The organism is Planctomicrobium aquicomposti, from assembly GCF_051466325.1.
Classification (GTDB): domain Bacteria; phylum Planctomycetota; class Planctomycetia; order Planctomycetales; family Planctomycetaceae; genus Planctomicrobium.
The window spans coordinates 209,493-226,585 of sequence record NZ_CP195792.1; the positions used below are offsets into that span (position 1 = coordinate 209,493).

The window sequence follows — 17,093 nt, forward strand, 5'->3', positions numbered from 1 at the left end:
ACGCGGATGCAACTTCGAGAACTCGAAATCGACCGCTTCGGGGTCTGGCAGGATGTGACCTTCCCGTTCAATGATCGGGGAGTCACGGTTCTGTATGGTCCGAACGAAGCGGGCAAGTCGACGCTGATGCGGTTTATCCGCGGCGTGCTGTATGGCTTTCAGCCGCAGGACGAACGGGTCAACGGCCCCAACCCGCGCAAGGTCGAATGCTCGGGGATGCTGCGGCTCGTGCATCGCGGCCAGGATTACCGGCTGCGCCGCATCTCGCAGCCCGGAACCCGCGGTCGACTGGAGATCAATGGACGCATCGCCAGCGATGATGACGCGGTGTTGCAGGATCTGATCGGCAACACTCCCGAGCCGATCTTTCAGAACATTTTCGCCATCGGCCTGAATGAGTTGCAGCAGCTGGCCACTCTCAACGGCGAAGATGTCGCCAAGCATATCTATGGCCTGTCGCTGGGGCCCGAAGGGGAACAGATCTTCAAGGCTCAGGCTGCCTTCGCTGCCGAACAGCAGCGGCTGACCGGTGGAGCACGCGACGGCGACCTGTTCACGCTCCTGCATCAGCTGCGGAACGTCGATCGCGAACTGTCGAAGCTCGGTCCTCCGACCGAGAAACATGCCCGACTGCAGACGCAGCGGAATCAGATTGAAGCGGAAATTGAGTCGTGGAAGAACCGGCAGGCCGACATTCAGCAGAACCTGCGGGGCCATCAATTGATGTCCCGGATTCACGAACCGTGGCGGAAAGAGCGGGAGCTTCGACGGCAGCTCGAACGACTGCCGAGCACTGACATCGACCGGGAAATCCTGAATCGCTTCGATGCGCTGGAACTCGAACTGTCCGAGATCGGTGATCGCCGGGAAGCATTGCTGAATGAAGCCCGCCAGCTGCAACAATCGGCGGAAGGGATCGAAACCCGCCCGGAACTGGAACAACATACCTGCGCCATCCGCAACCTGTTCGAGAAGACCCGCGCGATGCAGGCCCTCGAACGGTCGTTGCCAAACGGGCAGAATTCCAGCGACCCACGCGATCGTGAAGTCGATGAACTGCTTTCCCGTCTGGAAGGTCGCTGGGATCGCCGTCGACTGCAGAACACGACCTTTTCTCCGTCGGACTGGCACAAGCTCGCGGTGCATGTCGGCAGCTATCGACAAGCGGCGCAGAGCCGACGCCGACTGGTCCGTCGTTACAAGAAACTGTCTGCCGGTCTCACCCGGCTGCAACAGACCTGGAAAGTCCGCACTCGTGACCTCGGCAAGCAGTCGCCCGCGGAAGCCCGCAAGCTTCTGCAGCGGAAGCTGAATGACCTGAGCGAGCTGCACGGGCTGCGGCTGCGTCGGGACCATCTGATCAAAACCTATGAGCTGGTCGGGGGGGATTTTGGCCCGAAAGTGATTCAGCGGGAACTTCCGCCGTTCTTCTGGCTGATTCTCTGGTTCTTCGTGGCTGCGGGAATTGTGCTGCTCGGCGCGGGGGGCTATGCCGCCCTACACGGGTATGAAGGTCTCGTGGCGGGGGGACCGGCTGCGTGGATTGTCGGGGCCTGTTTCGCGTTTCTGGGCCTCTCCGTGATGGGGACGAGCTGGACGATGAAGCAGTATTTCGAAACTGTCGATCTCTCGTCCTCCGCCATGGCCGATCAACGTCGGTCGCTGCAGCATGACCTGCAGCGGGTCGAGCAGGCGATTGACCGCATCCTGCGTCGCGATCAGCCGACGACTTCCGCATTTCCTCCGCCACCAGGAACTCCCGCAGTGCCGGAGGTGAGCGAAGAAGAGCGGATGCAGCAGATCCGGCAGCAGCTGCAGGCGTTCGATCAGTATGAAACGCTCGCGACGCGCATTGAGAAATTGCGGCGGCGGCTCAGCGGAATGCGGCAGCGATTGCAGGAACGTCAGCGCGGACTGGCCCGGGCCCGTCGCGAATGGACCGACACCCTGCGACGGATGGGACTGACCGAAACATTGAAAACCACGCAGGCGTTGCAGCAGTGTGAACTGCTGGCGCAGGCGAAGTCGCTGCTGCAGGAGCGGGAATCGCGACTGGAGCGGGAAGAGCTGCAACGACGTGAGCTGGAAGCCTTCCATCTGCAGGTCACAGAACTGGCGGAGAAGATCGAAGGTCGCGGCAAGCGGGTTCGCGATTCCTATGAAGCGCTCGCCGGCTGGGATCGGGAACTGCAGACCCTGCACGATCGCCGCAAGGAACGGTCGCGGCTGCGTCAGGCCAGTCAGGAGAAACGGAAGCAGGCAGCCACGCTCTCGGAAAGCATTTCCAAGATGCGTCATCAACGTTCGTCGCTGCTGAAGCGGCTCGGCGTGGCGGATCGGGGCGAAATTGCAGCCAAGCTGGCGGCCATTGATGAACGAGCGACGCTCGAACATCAGATCAAGGGAGTGCGTGAGGAACTGGCCAAGCTGACCGCGACCGATGCCGATCTCGCGATCGCAGAAGATGATCTTCTCCGTTACGACGAAGCCCGCAATCGCGATGCAATGAGTCATCTCAAGCAGGAACTTGGTGAACTTGAAGCCAAGATGCAGGCCGCGTTCGAAGATCTGGGAACGCTGAAGCGGGAGCTGCGGCAGATCGAAGACGATCGCACGCTGACCTCGCTGCGTTACGATCGTGAACAGCTGATGCATGGCATTCGGGAAGCGACCGAACAGCTCGCCTCCGCCCGTCTCGCCGATCGCGTCGTCGAGGAACTGCGACAGCGTATTGAACAGGATCGTCAGCCCAACACGCTGAAGGCTGCCTCCACCTATCTGAGACAGTTAACCTGCGGCAAGTACCAGAAAATCTGGACCCCGCTCAGCGAGCGCGTGCTGCTGGTCGATGATGAACAGAACAATCCCCTGCGAATGGACCAGCTCAGCAGCGGAACCCGAGAGCAGGTCTTCCTCGCGGTTCGTCTGGCGATGATTCGCGACTTCGCCAAACAGGGGACCGAACTGCCGATGGTGCTGGATGACGTGACCGTCAACTTCGACCAGACCCGGACGGAAGCGACTGTGCAGACACTGGTGGATGTGGCCGAACAGGGACAGCAGATTCTGCTGTTCACCTGTCATCTGCATCTCGCGCAGATGTTCGCTGCCCGCGGACTCGAACCGGTCTGGCTTCCCAAACAGCGGAGCGAGGGACAACTGCAACGCTCCTAAGCATCGCGCGAGACGGGTGGCTTCGAGTGCTGCCGCCCGGTCGACCGCCTTTCATTTCGGTTTCAACTTTATTCACCACGCGGAGTTGTGCTTTCGATGAGATGGAAATCGTGCTGCGCCGGCACGGTGAAGTGCACCCCGCTTTGATCAGGAGTTCACCCGTTCGAACTGGTTTTCAAGTCGAACGCATGAAGTTCGAAGTCACCTGATCCCGCCGCAGGGAAAGAGTTTTCAGTCCTGAAAGACCTGCAGCGGGAAGGGGCAGAGCGTTTGAGGAAGACATGCAGAAATTGTTTGAAGTCGCAGCCCGCATGGACAAAGTGGGAGTGAAGGTGACCCGGTGGGGGTTGATCGTCGTCCTGCTCTGGATCGGGGGGCTGAAAGCCTTCCGCTACGAGGCGGACGGAATCGTCCCCTTCGTCGCGAACAGCCCGTTCATGAGCTTCTTCTATACAGACCCCGGTCAGTACAGGGCCCACAAAAATCCGGAAGGGGTGCTGAATGCGGAGAATCGGGCCTGGCATGAAGCGAACAATACCTACCCGTTTGCGTATGGACTGGGGGCTGTCATTGTTCTCTATGGTGTGCTGCTGTGTCTGAACCCGTGGTTGCCGCAGGCGGCTGCTGTTGGCAGTTTTCTTGTCTTCATGATGTCTTTAGTCACACTCTCGTTTCTGATCACAACCCCCGAATGCTGGGTCCCCGACCTGGGTGATGCCCAGCACGGTTTCCCGTATCTCAGTGGCGCAGGTCGACTCGTGGTCAAGGACTCGATCATGATGGGAGCAGCATTGGTGACGATGGCGGATTCCGCGCAAACGTATCTGAGCAGGCGGGCCTTGTCCGCCCAGCCGTCACAGGTCGCCGTGTAGCAGCGGCCTTCATCAGAAGACGGGCTTCCGTTTCAAGCAGACGAAAAGACCATGACACCGGATGTCAGATCATGCCCCGACGATCCCCGGACCCGCAGCAGCGACTTCCATCGGAAGGTTGCTGCCCGGGGACCGAGCAGGCGAGAACCACGATGCGGCGGGTGACTCCGACCGGATGCGTGTCGTCCACGCTGCGGACAACCCTGCGCGGAATGCTGCTGGTCGGACTGGTTCTCTGCACCTCAGGCTGCCCGCATCGGGGCATGATGGCCGACTCCCTGCCGAACAAGTACGAGGTGGCCACCGGCGAACTGATTCTCCGTTCCGACCTGAAGATCTCCGCGGATCATGAACTGCTGAAGCAGCTGAAACAGATTCGCATCGAGTTGACGCAGTTGCTGGAACTCCCGCATCCCCACCGGGCGGTGGTTGTGCATCTGTTTGGCGATGAAGCCCGCTATGCAGAGTACATGCGACTCCGGCATCCCAATCTCCCGCCGCGACGGGCGTTCTTCATTGGTTCATCCATTGAGCTCGGAGTCTATGCTCACTGGAGTCCGAATGTGGCGGAAGACCTGCGACATGAGTACACGCATGGGGTGCTGCATGCGTCGTTAAGGACCGTTCCGCTCTGGCTCGATGAAGGGCTGGCGGAATATTTTGAAGTGGTGTCGGAGGACCAGCGGCGGCTGCACGCCGAGCATACGTCGCGGTTGAAACTGGCACTCAGGAATGGCTGGCGGCCCGACCTCGCGCGGCTCGAGCAGATTGAAGATGTCGCCCAGATGCGGACGGCCGACTATCAGGAAGCGTGGGCGTGGGTGCACTATCTGCTGCACGACGCCGCTGATGGACGTGGACTGCTGGTCGATTACTGTCGCAGTCTCCGCAAATCCGATAAGCCCCCGCGCTTCAGTGAGTTGCTGGCACGTAACTTCCACGATGCCGACACGCGGCTGGCGTCGTATATCTCACTATCTCTCGGGCGGGAGATGACCGGTTCGGACGTCCAATGGGCCAGTGGAACGGCCATCGCCAAGTAGAGCAGGTTGCTCCGTCCCGGGCCCGCGCAGCCGGCGTTTCGTCTGGTGAAATCACGGCATCCGCGTGGCGATGACGGGGCAATCCCAAGGCGGAATGCTCTCCGCGTTTCCAACGTCGTCAGTTACAGCTGTCAGGGTGTGGGGGCCGCACCTGCATCCGAAGAACCGGCGATAGCCTGCTCACGCTGGAGCGCAGCCGGAATGCCCACGACCGGGAGTTCGGCTCGCGGAACTTTGGAGGTCCCCGCCACCTCACTGAGCGGAACACCATCTTCCCGATGTCGCAGGAGGAAGTAGATGATCGTGGCGGTGGTCCAGAAATAACTGAAGACGAAGGCGGTCGGCACGCTCTGGATGACGTTCTTCCAGAATCCCATGATCTGGGCGGCGAAGCCGGTCGCCTCCGGGGATTGCATCGGTAATGCGGCGAACGAGGCATATCCCAGGCCGACGACGGTCAGTCGCAGCCCGAGAACCAGAATACCACCGACAAAGAACAACAGGGTCGCGCCGTAAAGTGTCGACAGCAAAGTCAGGAACAGCGCGTACCACGGGCGATTGAAGAGATAGCTGAACGCCCGGCTGAGGGCATCAAAGGCATCGCTCCCTTCGGTGTTCACCGCGGCCACCATCAGCGGCCAGCCGAGCGTCAACGCCACCACCAACAGTGCCAGACAGATTCCAAATGCCAGAAGGATCGGCCACGCGAGCGCCAGCAACAGATCCCCCAGCAGCGGCACCGCGCTGACCCAGCCGGTCACTCGCAAGGGAATGATGAAGACCAGCATCCCGATGAACGCCAGCGCGGGAGCTCCCAGAAACGACAACAGATGTCGACGTGTATATCGCAGCGACGGGAGAAGCGATCCCTCTCCCTCGCCAGCGATCTCGATCGCTGTCATCCGTGAAATGGAGCCTCCGAAAAGTCCCGTGATCAGCAGCCCCCACAGCAGCAGACAGCCTGCTGCGAACTTCAGCGGAAACGAGTTCTCCGGATGCAGCAGCGGACCTGCGGTGTTGAGCATTCGGTGCAGCGGTCCCAGCAGCACCTCGCCGCCGGACGTCGACTTCAGCGCCGCTCCCCAGGGGTTGGTGAGCATCTCTGAAAACTTGAGGCCGTTACTGAAGGCGGGACCCTGCAGGATTTCGGACTCGGAGGGCCAGGGATGCTGGTGGGCCGGAGCCGTTGTCCCCAGCAGTGCGGACGTGACCATGCGGTCGCCCGCGGCCCAGATCCAGACCGCCAGCAGTGCCAGAAACATCCGTCGATAATCGATGGCGATGCGAAAGGCCTGAAACAGCCGCAGCCAGGGAAGCCACCGTTGCAGTCGCGCCTGATGAGTTGGAAAAAACTGTTCTTCCAGGTCGGTCTCGACTGTCGAGGACATGCCTGCTCTCACTTCCTGTTGCCATCAGCAAAAAACACCACGCGACTGATCCCGCGCGCACTCCGTCGGACCGCTGTCGACAGCGGCCGAAATTCCAGGGAGTCGCGGTGCGCTCCGGGCGATAGTATAGACGGCCTCCTTCGTGACACGCTACAAGCCGGTTGAACCGCGCGTGGCCCCCAGGACACAGAAGAATTTTCCGCAGGCCGGTGAATTTCTGTTTCCATTGACGGTTTGTGATATTTCAGACGGCGGGCAGGTGGCACTTCTCGTTTTTGTGTGACGAGATGTGGCATTCCAGCGCCGACGTGTCCGCTGAGCAGGAGTCGACGATGCCCTGGATTCAACGACAGATTTCCTTACCCGCCCAGCGGCGGGGTTTTCATCTGATCACCCGTCGTGTGCTCGAAGCGCTCCCCGAACTGGGAGAAATCCGCGCGGGCCTGCTGCATGTTTTCATCTTGCACACATCGGCGTCGCTAACGATCAACGAGAATGCCGATCCCGATGTCCCGCGCGATCTGGAATCGTCGTTCAATGCGATTGCTCCCGAAGACTTCCCTTACGTTCACACTTGTGAAGGTCCCGACGACATGCCGGCGCACGTCAAAGCGTCGTTGCTGGGAGCGTCGGTCAGCATTCCGGTCATGAATGGCCGCCTCGTGCTGGGGACCTGGCAGGGAATCTTTCTATGCGAACACCGGGACCACGGCGGCTCGCGGAAGTTGATGTTGACGCTGCAGGGGGAAACCGGCTCGGGTCAGTGAGAGACCAGGGACGACACTGTGATTTGCGTGGCGAAAGTCCCCGCAGCGCACGACGTGTCGGCGAGTGAGCCCCGCGTATTTGCCGATTGCGGTTCGGAAGCACTTGCTGACGCTTCGTGCTCGGAAAATTCGGGGATTCGAATGCCGGGACCGGAAGACCAGCCGGCTCTAAAATTCCGCCAACGGCTGGCCGTCGGACTTGTTTCCCACATAGCACCACGTGGGATAGTCGATCGCTTCGTTGATCAGTCGTACGCTCCCGTCGGCGAGAGCCATCTGGACACCTCCCGCGTGCGTACTCTTGAAGCCCCCCATCGCGGCATAGCAGGTCCCGATGCGTGTCGTCCGTGACGGAGGGCAGGCGGTGTGGATCTTGTGATAGTTCGGAGGAGGATTGTTCGTGCCGATGTGCAGATGCGAAGCAAAGTACATCTGGAACGTGCTGTAGATCGGCAGTGTTTCACCAATCAGAAACGTGTTGCTCAGGCCGTCGGTGCACTCGCTGAAGCGGTAGGCCCGCCAGCCACCGGCGAACATGCCCGGAGCATCTTCATTCAGACGGGCTCCCCCATTCCCGAGACAGTTGATATTCGGGCTGCGCGCGGGAATCGGACAGGAATTCATGTGCAGCGGCCCCGCGCAGGGAATGTAGTTGGCGCCGAGCGATTCTCCCGCTCCGGGGGTGTAGTCGGTCTCGCGGGAGTTGGGAAAGAGCCCGCTGTCGGGGTCGGATGGACATTTCAGCAGGGCTGGCTGCCAGTTGTTCAGGACCGACGGATTCACCCCGCGGTGGTTGGAGACGTTGAAATTGATGGCCGCGTGTTTGTTCTGCTCATCGATGAAGGGCAGGAGGGTTTCAATCCAGGTGTGACAATGCTGAATGGTGGATGACCCCGGAACACCGCAGTACGCCGGAGAGGGGAGTTTCCCGTGCGTGTCGTGATAATTGTGCAGCGCCAGGCTGATCTGCTTGAGATGATTGCGGCACTGGGTTCTTCGGGCGGCCTCACGACCTTGCTGGACTGCCGGGACGGAGAGCGCCAGCAGCAGAGACGTGACCGCAATGACGACCAGCAGTTCGATGAGCGTAAAGGCAGGGCGTGTCTTCAGCTCCCGCGTTCGCATCGCTGGTGGATTTCCGCACAGGTCGTGGGCGTTTCAGACCATTCCGAATCAACGACGAGGGGAGTCCGTCGGTCCCTGCCTCTGCGCAGAAGTTGTCTGTCCAAGTCCCTTCCGCCGCGCGGCGGTGCAGAAAAAGCCGGAGTCCAGCTGCCCTCGTGAGTGATTCCACTCGCAAGGGAAGGTAAACACTTCAGGTGAAATGTCAATCCTGGCCCCAGGCGTCTGTCATCTGATCAGGCACGCTGATAATCCATCATTCCACTTCACCGCATTCAGAATTACTGAATGGTGACGTTGTTAATAATCAGCTTTCCTTTCACGCCGGTGCTCGGGACGAACAGTTCCGTGCTGGCACCGGTAATCGTATTGCTGAGCGAGGAATCGAACGTGATGAACGGATCGTCGCTGCCGGTGATGGTGGAGAGCACGATGCCCCGATCGACGAAGGCGCTGGGGGAGCTCAGGTCGATCACGTTGCCGGAGAGTGAAAGTGAGCTCCCTTTCTCGACGCTGGTGAACAGGATGCCGGTTGCTCCGCCCGCTTTGTCCGCGATGCCGTTGCCGTACAACGTCATGCCCGAGGCTTTGTGCAGCTCGGCCCGGATTCCGATGCCGTCGGTCCCGGTGAACTGAATCTGGTTGGCCACGACCTGAATCGTGGAAGGGGAGTACGACAGCACATCAAGACCGATCGAGTTCTTGCCTCCCAGGGCAATCAGGTTCTGCTGGACGACCAGCTGCGACAGGCTGGTGGAGTTGTCTGTTTCGAACCGGATGGCGGTCTGGTTGGCATGCGAACCGGTGAAGGAGTTGGAGGCAATGACTGCCTGTGAGACTCCCGTCCAGTCAAGTTCGATGGCGGTATCCAGAGCCTGTTTCATGGTGAACGAGTTGGACTGAACGCTGTAGGTCAGCTTGGCGTTCGAGAGCGAGCCGACTGTCGAGGTCTTCAGGAAGGTCCCCGCGGTTTCCTTGACGAGGTTCTGCTCGAAGCCGAAGGCGTAGCTGCCATCCTTGTCGGCGGTGAAGTCAATGCCGACACCCGATGACAGGGAATTGTTCTCCAGCGTCGAGGCATAGACGGTCAGCAGCTCCAGATTGTTGGCATCGATGATCTGGATGCCGGTTCCGGTGATGGCAGCACCCGCAATCTGCAGCGATGTGGAATCTTCGACCTTGGCGACGTAGTCATTGTTCTTGAAGTTGACTCCCTGCACGCCGAGGTTGCCGGAGTCCTCCATATAGATGGCGACATCGGTATTCTTGATGACACCACCGATGCCGATGTCGTCGTTCAAATCGTTGTCTTTCCCGGTGCCGACCACGGCGAACTGCCCGGCGGTCCGGACCATGCGGATCCCTTCCGTGCCGCCATCAGCGAATACCTTGTCCAGCTTGATGGTGACCTGCGAATCTTCGAGATCCGCAACCGGAGCATCTTTGGAATTCAGCACGCCGCTGCCGATTCCGAGCCAAGACGAGTCACGCATGATCAGGGCAGAGCCGTTTTCGGTGGTCACGTCGACCTTGCTGAAGTAGATGTAACCTTCGCTGTTGTTGATGCTGATTCCGTCCGCTCCGGTGGCGTCGGTGATCTTCAGGTTGTCCACCTGCACCACACCCATCGTGACCGTTTCGGTGTCGTCCGACGTGGTGGCGGTTCCCTTGTCATCGACGACGGTCACTTTCTCCAGGCCATCGATCGCGAAGCCCGCCTGGGCCGCGTTTGAAATCTGGGTCAGACCGCCGAAGCCGATTTCGCCCAGTCCACCGACGATATGAATGCCGTTGGCACCGGCTCCATCGACCGTGATGGAATTGAGTTCCATGACGTCATCGATGTCGACCAGACGAATCCCGTCATTGGTAACGCCGTTCACGACGACACGGCTGACGGTCGAGTCGCTGACGCCGTTCATTTCAATTCCGTGGTTCCCGGCGCCGGTGATGACGATGTCTTCCAGCACGCTCCCCGAGCCGCCGGTAATGGAAATTCCCGAGCCGGCTGCGTTGATGATCTTCACGTCCGAAATGCGGAAGTTATTAGCGTTGTTCGCCACGATCGCATTGCCACCGGCACCCTGAATGGTGAAGCCGGAGAGGACCGAGTTGTCTCCCATGAAGATGCCATGCCCCGGCGGATTGAACACGATGGGGGTCGTTCCGGTCGGGTCGCCGGGAAGCGTGAAGCGTCCATAGCGGGCATCCCGCAGCTGGTGGGCCTTTCCTTCTCCCAGCAGATACTGACCATTGCCCAGTGTGATCGTTTCGGTCAGTGTGGTGCCGTTGTGAACGTAGATAATCTCCGCGCCGTTGGCCTGCGCCTGTGCGACGGAGGTGTAGGGGCTGGTGGGAGAGCCGGACCCGGAGCCGAGGCCGACACCGACGTGTCCGACCTGATAGGCGTTGCCGGTCAGCGGGTTGATCGCCTCGACATTCTCTTCGACCTTCTTCTTGTTGTCGACGATAATGTTGTAGTTACGTTCGACGAAGCGTCGCAGCTGTCCACGGAGGTTGGTATCGGGCACGTCGGTGGTACCGAACCGCCAGTTGAAGCCGATCGTCAGATTGGTGCCGAACGTGTTGTCGTGGGTGAGAATCACCTGGTTGTACAACGAGCGGTACACGGCGGCATCGGTCTGGATCAGATAGCCGTTGATCGATTCGGCATTGTCGCCTTCAAAGTGGTACCAGCCGCCGGTCAGCTGGATCTCGTGGTCTTCACAGAAGTCGCCGGGGAGATAAACGTTCGCCCGCAGGTCCATCCCCCGCATGGCGGTGCCGAGACGGGAGGTGACATCGAAGAGGAGTTTGTTCCCTTCAAAATGGACGTTCGACAGAGTCCGTTTGATGGTCTGGTTTGTGTCCCCCACTGGAAAGTAGGCGTTTCCGGCCAGTCCGAACCGTTCGGTGCGGGCTTCCGCTCCGAATCCAAGTTGATGAAACAGTTCGCCGGAGGTGCCGTCGGCGTCGTAAAAGCCGTTGATGCCGAACATCACCAGATCATTCGGTTCGATAAATCGCCAGCCGGTGCCGAAGTTCCCTCCCAGCAGGCCGTCGTTGCTGATGAAGCCCCGCAGGTCCGCGAACAGGATCTGGTTGTCGGTCTGGATGTAGGGGAAGAGCTCCAGTGGAGCGATACCCGTATCGCGGCCGAACGAAGGCATGGCCCAGTAACCGATTCGTCCGTCAACCCCGGCAGCCGGGTGGGCGTTGACCGGCTCGGTCAACTTGGCGCCGATGTTGGAAACAGGCACATCCGGGAAGCCGAAATCTCCGGTTTCTTCCTGGGCCGCGGCGGTCCCACCGAGGAGCCCCAGAGAGAGGACGAGAGCCCGTAGCTTACTGCTTCGCAGAAATGGAGTGGCCCAGCGGGAACGGCCGGATTGGGATTCGGGCGAGGTGCTCATCATGAGTCTTCACTGTGCGCAAGGGGGCGATCAATCGGCCCCGGTGAACCGTTGGCGGACGGCGGGGGTAGTAATTGCGTGAGGCGGAATTCACCAATCGGGCATCGCTGAATCCGGATTCTTGCGAATGCATTCCGGACGATCTCACATATTTTTGATTTCAGATCGGCAGGAGATGCCTGAAATCTGGCCACCATCGCAGGGACACGGCGAGCCTCATCGGTGTTGCCTTTGGGCTGCGGATGACAGGTCAGCGGTGGCTCAGAGACTGGGCCGGGTGGCTTCGCAGAGAGCGCTACTCCAGTGAAGAAAGGGGGCTGAAGCTGGATGCTCTCTCCAGTCCCCGCGCAGCAAGCGTTTCGTTTGGCAAAATGCACTCACGCACAGATGCTCAGCGGAGGGCGACACCGGTCTCCAGCGGAACCCAGCCGGTGGTCTCGTGTCGACGCGGGCCGTCCTGCCACCGGGGATCGAGAATCTCGGCCAGGATCTCAGCCGACTCCACCAGTCGGGGACCGGGGCGATTGAAATACTGGTTGCCGTCGGTCACGAAAACTCGTCCCTGTCGGACGGCAGACAATTGCGACCAGCCGGGCCGGGAAGTGACCAGTTCCACTTCCTGCAGCGTGCGCGGAATGTCAAAACCGCACGGCATGATCGCGATCACCTCGGGGTCAATGGCCTGCAGTTCCTCCCAGCTGAAGTAGGGGGAATGCTGTCCGGGGATGCACAGGACCGGTTCTCCTCCCGCGAGGCTGACCAATTCGGGCACCCAGTTTCCCGCCGACATCAGCGGCTCCAGCCATTCCAGACAAAGGACGCGCGGTTTTTCGGTGCGGGAAGCCACCGCACGCTGCACCTCGTTCAATCTTGCTTTGAGTTCTGCCTCGAGCCGCTCGCCCCGCTCCGGAACTCCGAGCGCCTGGGCCACCTGCTGGATGTCTCTCCAGAAGTCATCCAGATTCATCGGCTCCAGCGAGACAACGCGCGTGTTCAGTCCAGTCAGCTGGCAGAGGGTTCGCTCCACATCCTGCAGGCTGACCGCACAGACCTCGCACTGAGTCTGGGTGATCACGTGCGTGGGCTGCAGCCGCTGCAGTTCCTCTCCGAGAACTTCATAGACCGAGAGTGCGTGAGCCACACGGGCCCGCACCTGCCGATCAATCTCCCGGCTGCTGGCCTGTACGTTGATCTGCGGCTGCGAGCAGACCGGAAGCAAACCGACCTCTAGGGGAAAGTCGCATTCATGCGAGCGCCCGACCAGTTGCTGTTGCAGCCCCAGAGCGCAGACAATTTCTGTTGCGCTGGCGATCAGCGAGACGAGACGCAACTCGGTTGGTTCAGCAGGCATGGACATCTTCGTTGACCGGGCCGACCGGTTTTCCCGACCGATCAGTGGAGACACTCTTCTCCGGAGCGACAGCCGCGAGCCCGGAAGACAGGTGAACACCTTGCTGAAAGCAGAGTCGGCCCGTCTCCGCCGCGCGGAGCGGTGCTGTTCCATCAACGAAACGCACAGCTCCACCACCGGGGGAGAACGAACTTTCAGTACTCGTCGTTCAGAATCTTCAGCAGCACGTTCTCGTGCGGATAAGGATGGTTCAGGTACTGGCGGAACCCTTCGCCATACTGCACGCCGATTTCTGAACCGCGCTGTTCGCACCAGCGGCGGGTGCTGTCGAGGTATTCATCCATACCGTGCTGCTGCCGCAACCATTCCCGCTGGCTGGCATGACAGGCCAGCATCTGCTGCTTGAGCTCGAAGGTTTCGGTCACGTCGACGATGAAATCGGCCGGAATCGGCTGTCCAAACCAGTCGGTCCCTCCGATCGGATCCATAAAGTACAGCGCGGGAATGTGGGCCAGTCGCGGGGCGGGATCCCACTGCTCCGTGGCATAGTTGGGAACCGAGGAGCAGAAGCAGGCATCGCGGACCAGACGGCCGGTCGCTTCATGATCGTTCATGTAGTCGACAGGAGGAGCTGTGATGACGATGTCCGCTTTTGCCTTGCGCAGGACTTCGGTCACCCGCTTACGGCTCTCGTTGCAGAAATCGATCGCCAGATCGCGGAACTCCAGACAGATGTATTCCGCGCCCAGAAGGGCTGCGGCTGTTTTCGCTTCTTCCCGGCGGACGGCGGCGATTTCATCGGGCCCCAGCTCGGCACTCCCCTTGTCACCGGGCGTCATCGAAGCCATGACGATCTCGCAGCCTTTCTGTTTGAGTCGGGCGAGAGTCCCCGCGCAGAGAATTTCGATGTCATCCGGGTGGGCATGAATTGCGAGAATACGGGGAAGGGGAGCGGCCATCAGTGATGTTCCTGTCAATAAAGTGCCGTAAGTTGCAGGGAGTATTTCCTGCCGGTGTGGATGTGTAAAGTCGTTCGACTCGCGGAAGTGAATCCCGATTTCTCAGGGTTGCTGCTTCTGTTGGAGAAGCGCGGGGGCCTGCTCCAGCGACTCGCGGATCAGATGCGCCATTTTGGGGTGCGAAGGCTCCAGGTCGGGGGGGAGGTTGTATTCCCGCAGCCGTTCCGAAGCGGTCGGGCCGATGCTGCCAATCACGCAGCGGGCTGCGGCAGCCCGCCAGCGTTCCCGCACTCCCATCTGTTCGGCCACTTCGCTCAGATGCACAATCTGCTGCGCGCTGGTGAACAGCAGGACGTCGAAATTTCCGGCGAGGGTCTGCCGGATGGCGTCCTGCAACGGCGCGAGGTCTTCCGGCAGCGCCCAGCGGTAGACGGGGACCGGAAGGACGGTGCTCCCGTGATCGCGCAGCCAGGCATAAAGTTCGGTACTCGGGGCTCCGTACTCCTGCACGGCGACGACCCGTCCCTGAAAAGAGACCTTCGCGGCCTGCAGGGCTGCGGTCAGTTCATGCCAGGTGTTCGGCTCCGGGGCTCTGACATCGATGCGAATGCCGAGTTTGTTCAGCGCCGCCACCGGTTTGGGGCCTCGTGCGGCCACCAGACAGGTTGCCAGCTGGAGTCGAACGGCATCGGTCAGATCCCGGCCGGCCAGCACCTGAAACAGGGCTTCGGTTCCGACTCCGGTCATGAAGATGACAATGTCGATCTGGGCAGCCAGCAGCTGCTCTGCGAACACGAAGACGTCGGCATTGTCGTCGAGCGGAATCTCGCGCATCGACGGGGCGACGGTGGATTGCCCCCCAAATTTTTCAATCATCCGCCCCATTTCTTCCTGGCGGCGGCTTTCGAACGAGCAGACTCGGAGAGGCTGTGGATTCATGCGGCTCAGTATATCGACCTGGGCCGCGATTCAGCTCTGTCCGGATGTTCGATTGGACTGAAAATGCTGTGACGGGGAGAGCGGAGAAAGACAAAAGCGAGTGATGATGACTGGGGGCGTGGGCGCTCGCCCGGAAGCAACCCAACGAGGGCAGTTCCGGCCACACCCCCAGTCATACATCACTCGCTCTTGTTGACGGACAAGAAGGCAAGGTCCATGCCAGTTCTCAAAAGAATGTTGTCTCTTGTTGTAAGTGTTGATTGTCAAATGGAATGCGATTCGTTCTGCGAGTGCAGTCGAAAATTGTGATGCCCCCTGTTTGGGCACAGAGCTCACGAAATGCCTGTTCGCGCGACATCTCCCGAGATGTTCAGAATCAGCGGGTGACCCGTTTTGCGTGTGATCGTCAAGATGAGTGGCGCGGTCGCACCGATTCTCGAGATTCTTTTGCTCCTGCTCACTCTTTCGATCGGGGACCACCGGTTGACCGGTGGCTGGGACGAACTAGGTTTGAATGAGGTCCTGCCCGGTCTCCGGGGTTGTCGGGGCCCGACAGATCAGCTTTTGTTGGATTGTGGAAATGACTTCGCCGGACACTCTCTCTGACGCAGAACAGGATCAGTCTGCCGGGAGTACCGAAACCGTTTACATGGAAGCGGGACGGGGAGGAATTGTCCGCAAGGAGGTGACTCCCGATGTCATCCGGGGGAACTCCCATCTGGAAGCCCTGTTCGCCCGCGTCAATTCTCTGCTCGGAAGTGCGTCGGCGGCCGACAAAGAGTTTTTTCCGCACGTTCCTGAGACGCTGGAGCAAATGGGGCTCAACGCTGATGACGTGCAGCGGCTGGTCCTCAAGTTTCTGCTGCAGAAGGGCTCGGCGACCGGACGGGAAATTTCTCAACAGATCAAAATCCCCTTCGGAATTACGTTCCCCCTCCTGAAGGATTGGAAAAACGAACAGCTGGTGACGTATCGGTCGGCCGGTGAAATGGGAGACTATGTCTTCGCAATCACTGAATCCGGCCGCGATCGGGGACGAAAATTTCAGGAAGAGTGCAGCTACTACGGAGCCGCGCCGGTTGGCCTGCCGGAATACCTGAAAGCGATGGAACTGCAGTCGATCGCCGGTCTGGAGGCGACGGAAGCGGATCTACAGGAGGCGTTCTCCGACCTGCTCATCAGCGAGGAGATGTTCGAGAAGCTCGGCCCCGCCATCAATTCCGGACGGGGGATGTTTCTGTTTGGTGAGCCGGGGAACGGCAAGACCAGTATCGCCGAACGCATCACCCGCTGCTTCGGTGATGATGTCTGGATTCCCCGGGCACTGGGGATCGATGGAGACATCATCCGGCTGTTCGATCCCGGAGTGCATGACGAAGTCCGCTCAGAGACCAGCGGCTCCAGTCTGTTCGATCTTTCTGGGGTGGATCCCCGCTGGATCAAGATTCGTCGCCCCACGATCGTGGCCGGGGGTGAACTGACCATGAATGAACTGGAAGTGACCCAGAATCCGGTCACGAAAATCTGCGAAGCCCCTTTGCAGCTGAAAAGCAACTGCGGAACGCTCGTGATCGACGACTTCGGCCGCCAGACGATGCCGGTGGATGTGCTGCTCAACCGCTGGATTGTCCCTTTGGAGAAGCGTTACGACTTTCTCAACCTGCCCAGCGGAAAAAAGATTCAGGTGCCGTTCGATCAGCTGATCATCTTCTCGACGAACCTCGAACCGAAAGATCTGGTGGACGGCGCGTTTCTCCGGCGAATTCCCTACAAGATCAACGTTCCCAATCCTTCGCGAGAACACTTCCGTCAACTGTTCAATATCATGGGGCCCAAGCTGGGGCTGATCATGGATGACGCGGCGGTCGAATACCTGATCGAGAAGCATTACATCGAAGCGGGTCGGCCGTTCCGCAACTGCCAGCCGCGCGATCTGCTGCTGCAGATCAAGAACTATTGTGCCTACCGGGGCATTCCCCGACGGGTGACGCCGGAAGGCTTCGACTTCGCCGTCGAGAACTACTTCTCGATGATGTGAACCGCTGCCCGAACGCGGGAGAGGGCC

At 60.0% G+C, this 17,093-nt stretch carries 11 protein-coding genes; 5 read left to right on the forward strand and 6 right to left on the reverse strand.

Annotated elements, in window-relative coordinates; genetic code table 11:
- Nucleotides 1-6: 6 nt before the first annotated feature.
- The 3 genes from SH664x_RS00875 (at nucleotide 7) to SH664x_RS00885 (ending at nucleotide 5,089) form a co-directional block, all read left to right on the forward strand.
- Nucleotides 7-3,174, forward strand: coding sequence for an AAA family ATPase (locus SH664x_RS00875; RefSeq protein ID WP_437204209.1), 3,168 nt, complete (start codon nucleotides 7-9; stop codon nucleotides 3,172-3,174).
- A 281-nt stretch (nucleotides 3,175-3,455) separates the two neighbouring features.
- Nucleotides 3,456-4,046 carry a DUF417 family protein gene (locus tag SH664x_RS00880; protein WP_437204210.1) on the forward strand — a complete coding sequence of 197 codons (591 nt, stop codon included), beginning with the start codon at nucleotides 3,456-3,458 and terminating at the stop codon, nucleotides 4,044-4,046.
- A 71-nt stretch (nucleotides 4,047-4,117) separates the two neighbouring features.
- Nucleotides 4,118-5,089: a DUF1570 domain-containing protein gene (locus SH664x_RS00885; protein WP_437204212.1), complete on the forward strand. Its 972-nt coding sequence runs from the start codon at nucleotides 4,118-4,120 to the stop codon at nucleotides 5,087-5,089.
- Nucleotides 5,090-5,220: 131 nt separating this feature from the next.
- Here the strand turns inward: SH664x_RS00885 and SH664x_RS00890 are convergent, their stop codons facing one another.
- Complete coding sequence (locus tag SH664x_RS00890; RefSeq protein WP_437204214.1) at nucleotides 5,221-6,477, reverse strand: hypothetical protein; 1,257 nt, start codon at nucleotides 6,475-6,477, stop codon at nucleotides 5,221-5,223.
- Nucleotides 6,478-6,809: 332 nt separating this feature from the next.
- On the opposite strand from SH664x_RS00890, the gene SH664x_RS00895 reads away from it, so the two are divergent.
- Nucleotides 6,810-7,244, forward strand: a complete 435-nt coding sequence (locus SH664x_RS00895; RefSeq protein ID WP_437204215.1) for a secondary thiamine-phosphate synthase enzyme YjbQ — start codon at nucleotides 6,810-6,812, stop codon at nucleotides 7,242-7,244.
- Nucleotides 7,245-7,412: 168 nt separating this feature from the next.
- On the opposite strand, the gene SH664x_RS00900 is transcribed toward SH664x_RS00895, so the two are convergent.
- The 5 genes from SH664x_RS00900 to SH664x_RS00920 form a co-directional block, all read right to left on the reverse strand.
- The gene (locus tag SH664x_RS00900; protein ID WP_437204217.1) at nucleotides 7,413-8,369 is read right to left on the reverse strand and encodes a DUF1559 family PulG-like putative transporter; all 957 of its coding nucleotides are present in this window, start codon (nucleotides 8,367-8,369) and stop codon (nucleotides 7,413-7,415) included.
- Nucleotides 8,370-8,647: 278 nt separating this feature from the next.
- Complete coding sequence (locus SH664x_RS00905; RefSeq protein ID WP_437204218.1) at nucleotides 8,648-11,782, reverse strand: inverse autotransporter beta domain-containing protein; 3,135 nt, start codon at nucleotides 11,780-11,782, stop codon at nucleotides 8,648-8,650.
- Nucleotides 11,783-12,170: 388 nt separating this feature from the next.
- Nucleotides 12,171-13,130, reverse strand: coding sequence for a cobalamin-binding protein (locus SH664x_RS00910; RefSeq protein WP_437204220.1), 960 nt, complete (start codon nucleotides 13,128-13,130; stop codon nucleotides 12,171-12,173).
- Nucleotides 13,131-13,324: 194 nt separating this feature from the next.
- Nucleotides 13,325-14,089 (reverse strand): PIG-L deacetylase family protein, encoded by a 765-nt coding sequence (locus SH664x_RS00915; RefSeq protein ID WP_437204222.1) that lies wholly within the window; start codon nucleotides 14,087-14,089, stop codon nucleotides 13,325-13,327.
- Between the two features lie 102 nt (nucleotides 14,090-14,191).
- Nucleotides 14,192-14,965 carry a uroporphyrinogen-III synthase gene (locus tag SH664x_RS00920; protein WP_437204224.1) on the reverse strand — a complete coding sequence of 258 codons (774 nt, stop codon included), beginning with the start codon at nucleotides 14,963-14,965 and terminating at the stop codon, nucleotides 14,192-14,194.
- Nucleotides 14,966-15,608: 643 nt separating this feature from the next.
- Between SH664x_RS00920 and SH664x_RS00925 the strand changes: the two genes are divergently transcribed.
- Nucleotides 15,609-17,066, forward strand: coding sequence for an AAA family ATPase (locus SH664x_RS00925; RefSeq protein ID WP_437204226.1), 1,458 nt, complete (start codon nucleotides 15,609-15,611; stop codon nucleotides 17,064-17,066).
- The last annotated feature ends 27 nt before the right edge of the window (nucleotides 17,067-17,093 follow it).

What these genes read in the sequence shown, in the direction of transcription:
- SH664x_RS00890 (WP_437204214.1), bottom strand. Translation starts at nt 6,477, where the DNA reads ATGTCCTCGACAGTCGAGACCGACCTGGAAGAACAGTTTTTTCCAACT.
- SH664x_RS00920 (WP_437204224.1), bottom strand. Translation starts at nt 14,965, where the DNA reads ATGATTGAAAAATTTGGGGGGCAATCCACCGTCGCCCCGTCGATGCGC.
- SH664x_RS00880 (WP_437204210.1), top strand. Translation starts at nt 3,456, where the DNA reads ATGCAGAAATTGTTTGAAGTCGCAGCCCGCATGGACAAAGTGGGAGTG.
- SH664x_RS00905 (WP_437204218.1), bottom strand. Translation starts at nt 11,782, where the DNA reads ATGATGAGCACCTCGCCCGAATCCCAATCCGGCCGTTCCCGCTGGGCC.
- SH664x_RS00910 (WP_437204220.1), bottom strand. Translation starts at nt 13,130, where the DNA reads ATGCCTGCTGAACCAACCGAGTTGCGTCTCGTCTCGCTGATCGCCAGC.
- SH664x_RS00915 (WP_437204222.1), bottom strand. Translation starts at nt 14,089, where the DNA reads ATGGCCGCTCCCCTTCCCCGTATTCTCGCAATTCATGCCCACCCGGAT.
- SH664x_RS00925 (WP_437204226.1), top strand. Translation starts at nt 15,609, where the DNA reads ATGACTTCGCCGGACACTCTCTCTGACGCAGAACAGGATCAGTCTGCC.
- SH664x_RS00895 (WP_437204215.1), top strand. Translation starts at nt 6,810, where the DNA reads ATGCCCTGGATTCAACGACAGATTTCCTTACCCGCCCAGCGGCGGGGT.
- SH664x_RS00875 (WP_437204209.1), top strand. Translation starts at nt 7, where the DNA reads ATGCAACTTCGAGAACTCGAAATCGACCGCTTCGGGGTCTGGCAGGAT.
- SH664x_RS00885 (WP_437204212.1), top strand. Translation starts at nt 4,118, where the DNA reads ATGCCCCGACGATCCCCGGACCCGCAGCAGCGACTTCCATCGGAAGGT.
- SH664x_RS00900 (WP_437204217.1), bottom strand. Translation starts at nt 8,369, where the DNA reads ATGCGAACGCGGGAGCTGAAGACACGCCCTGCCTTTACGCTCATCGAA.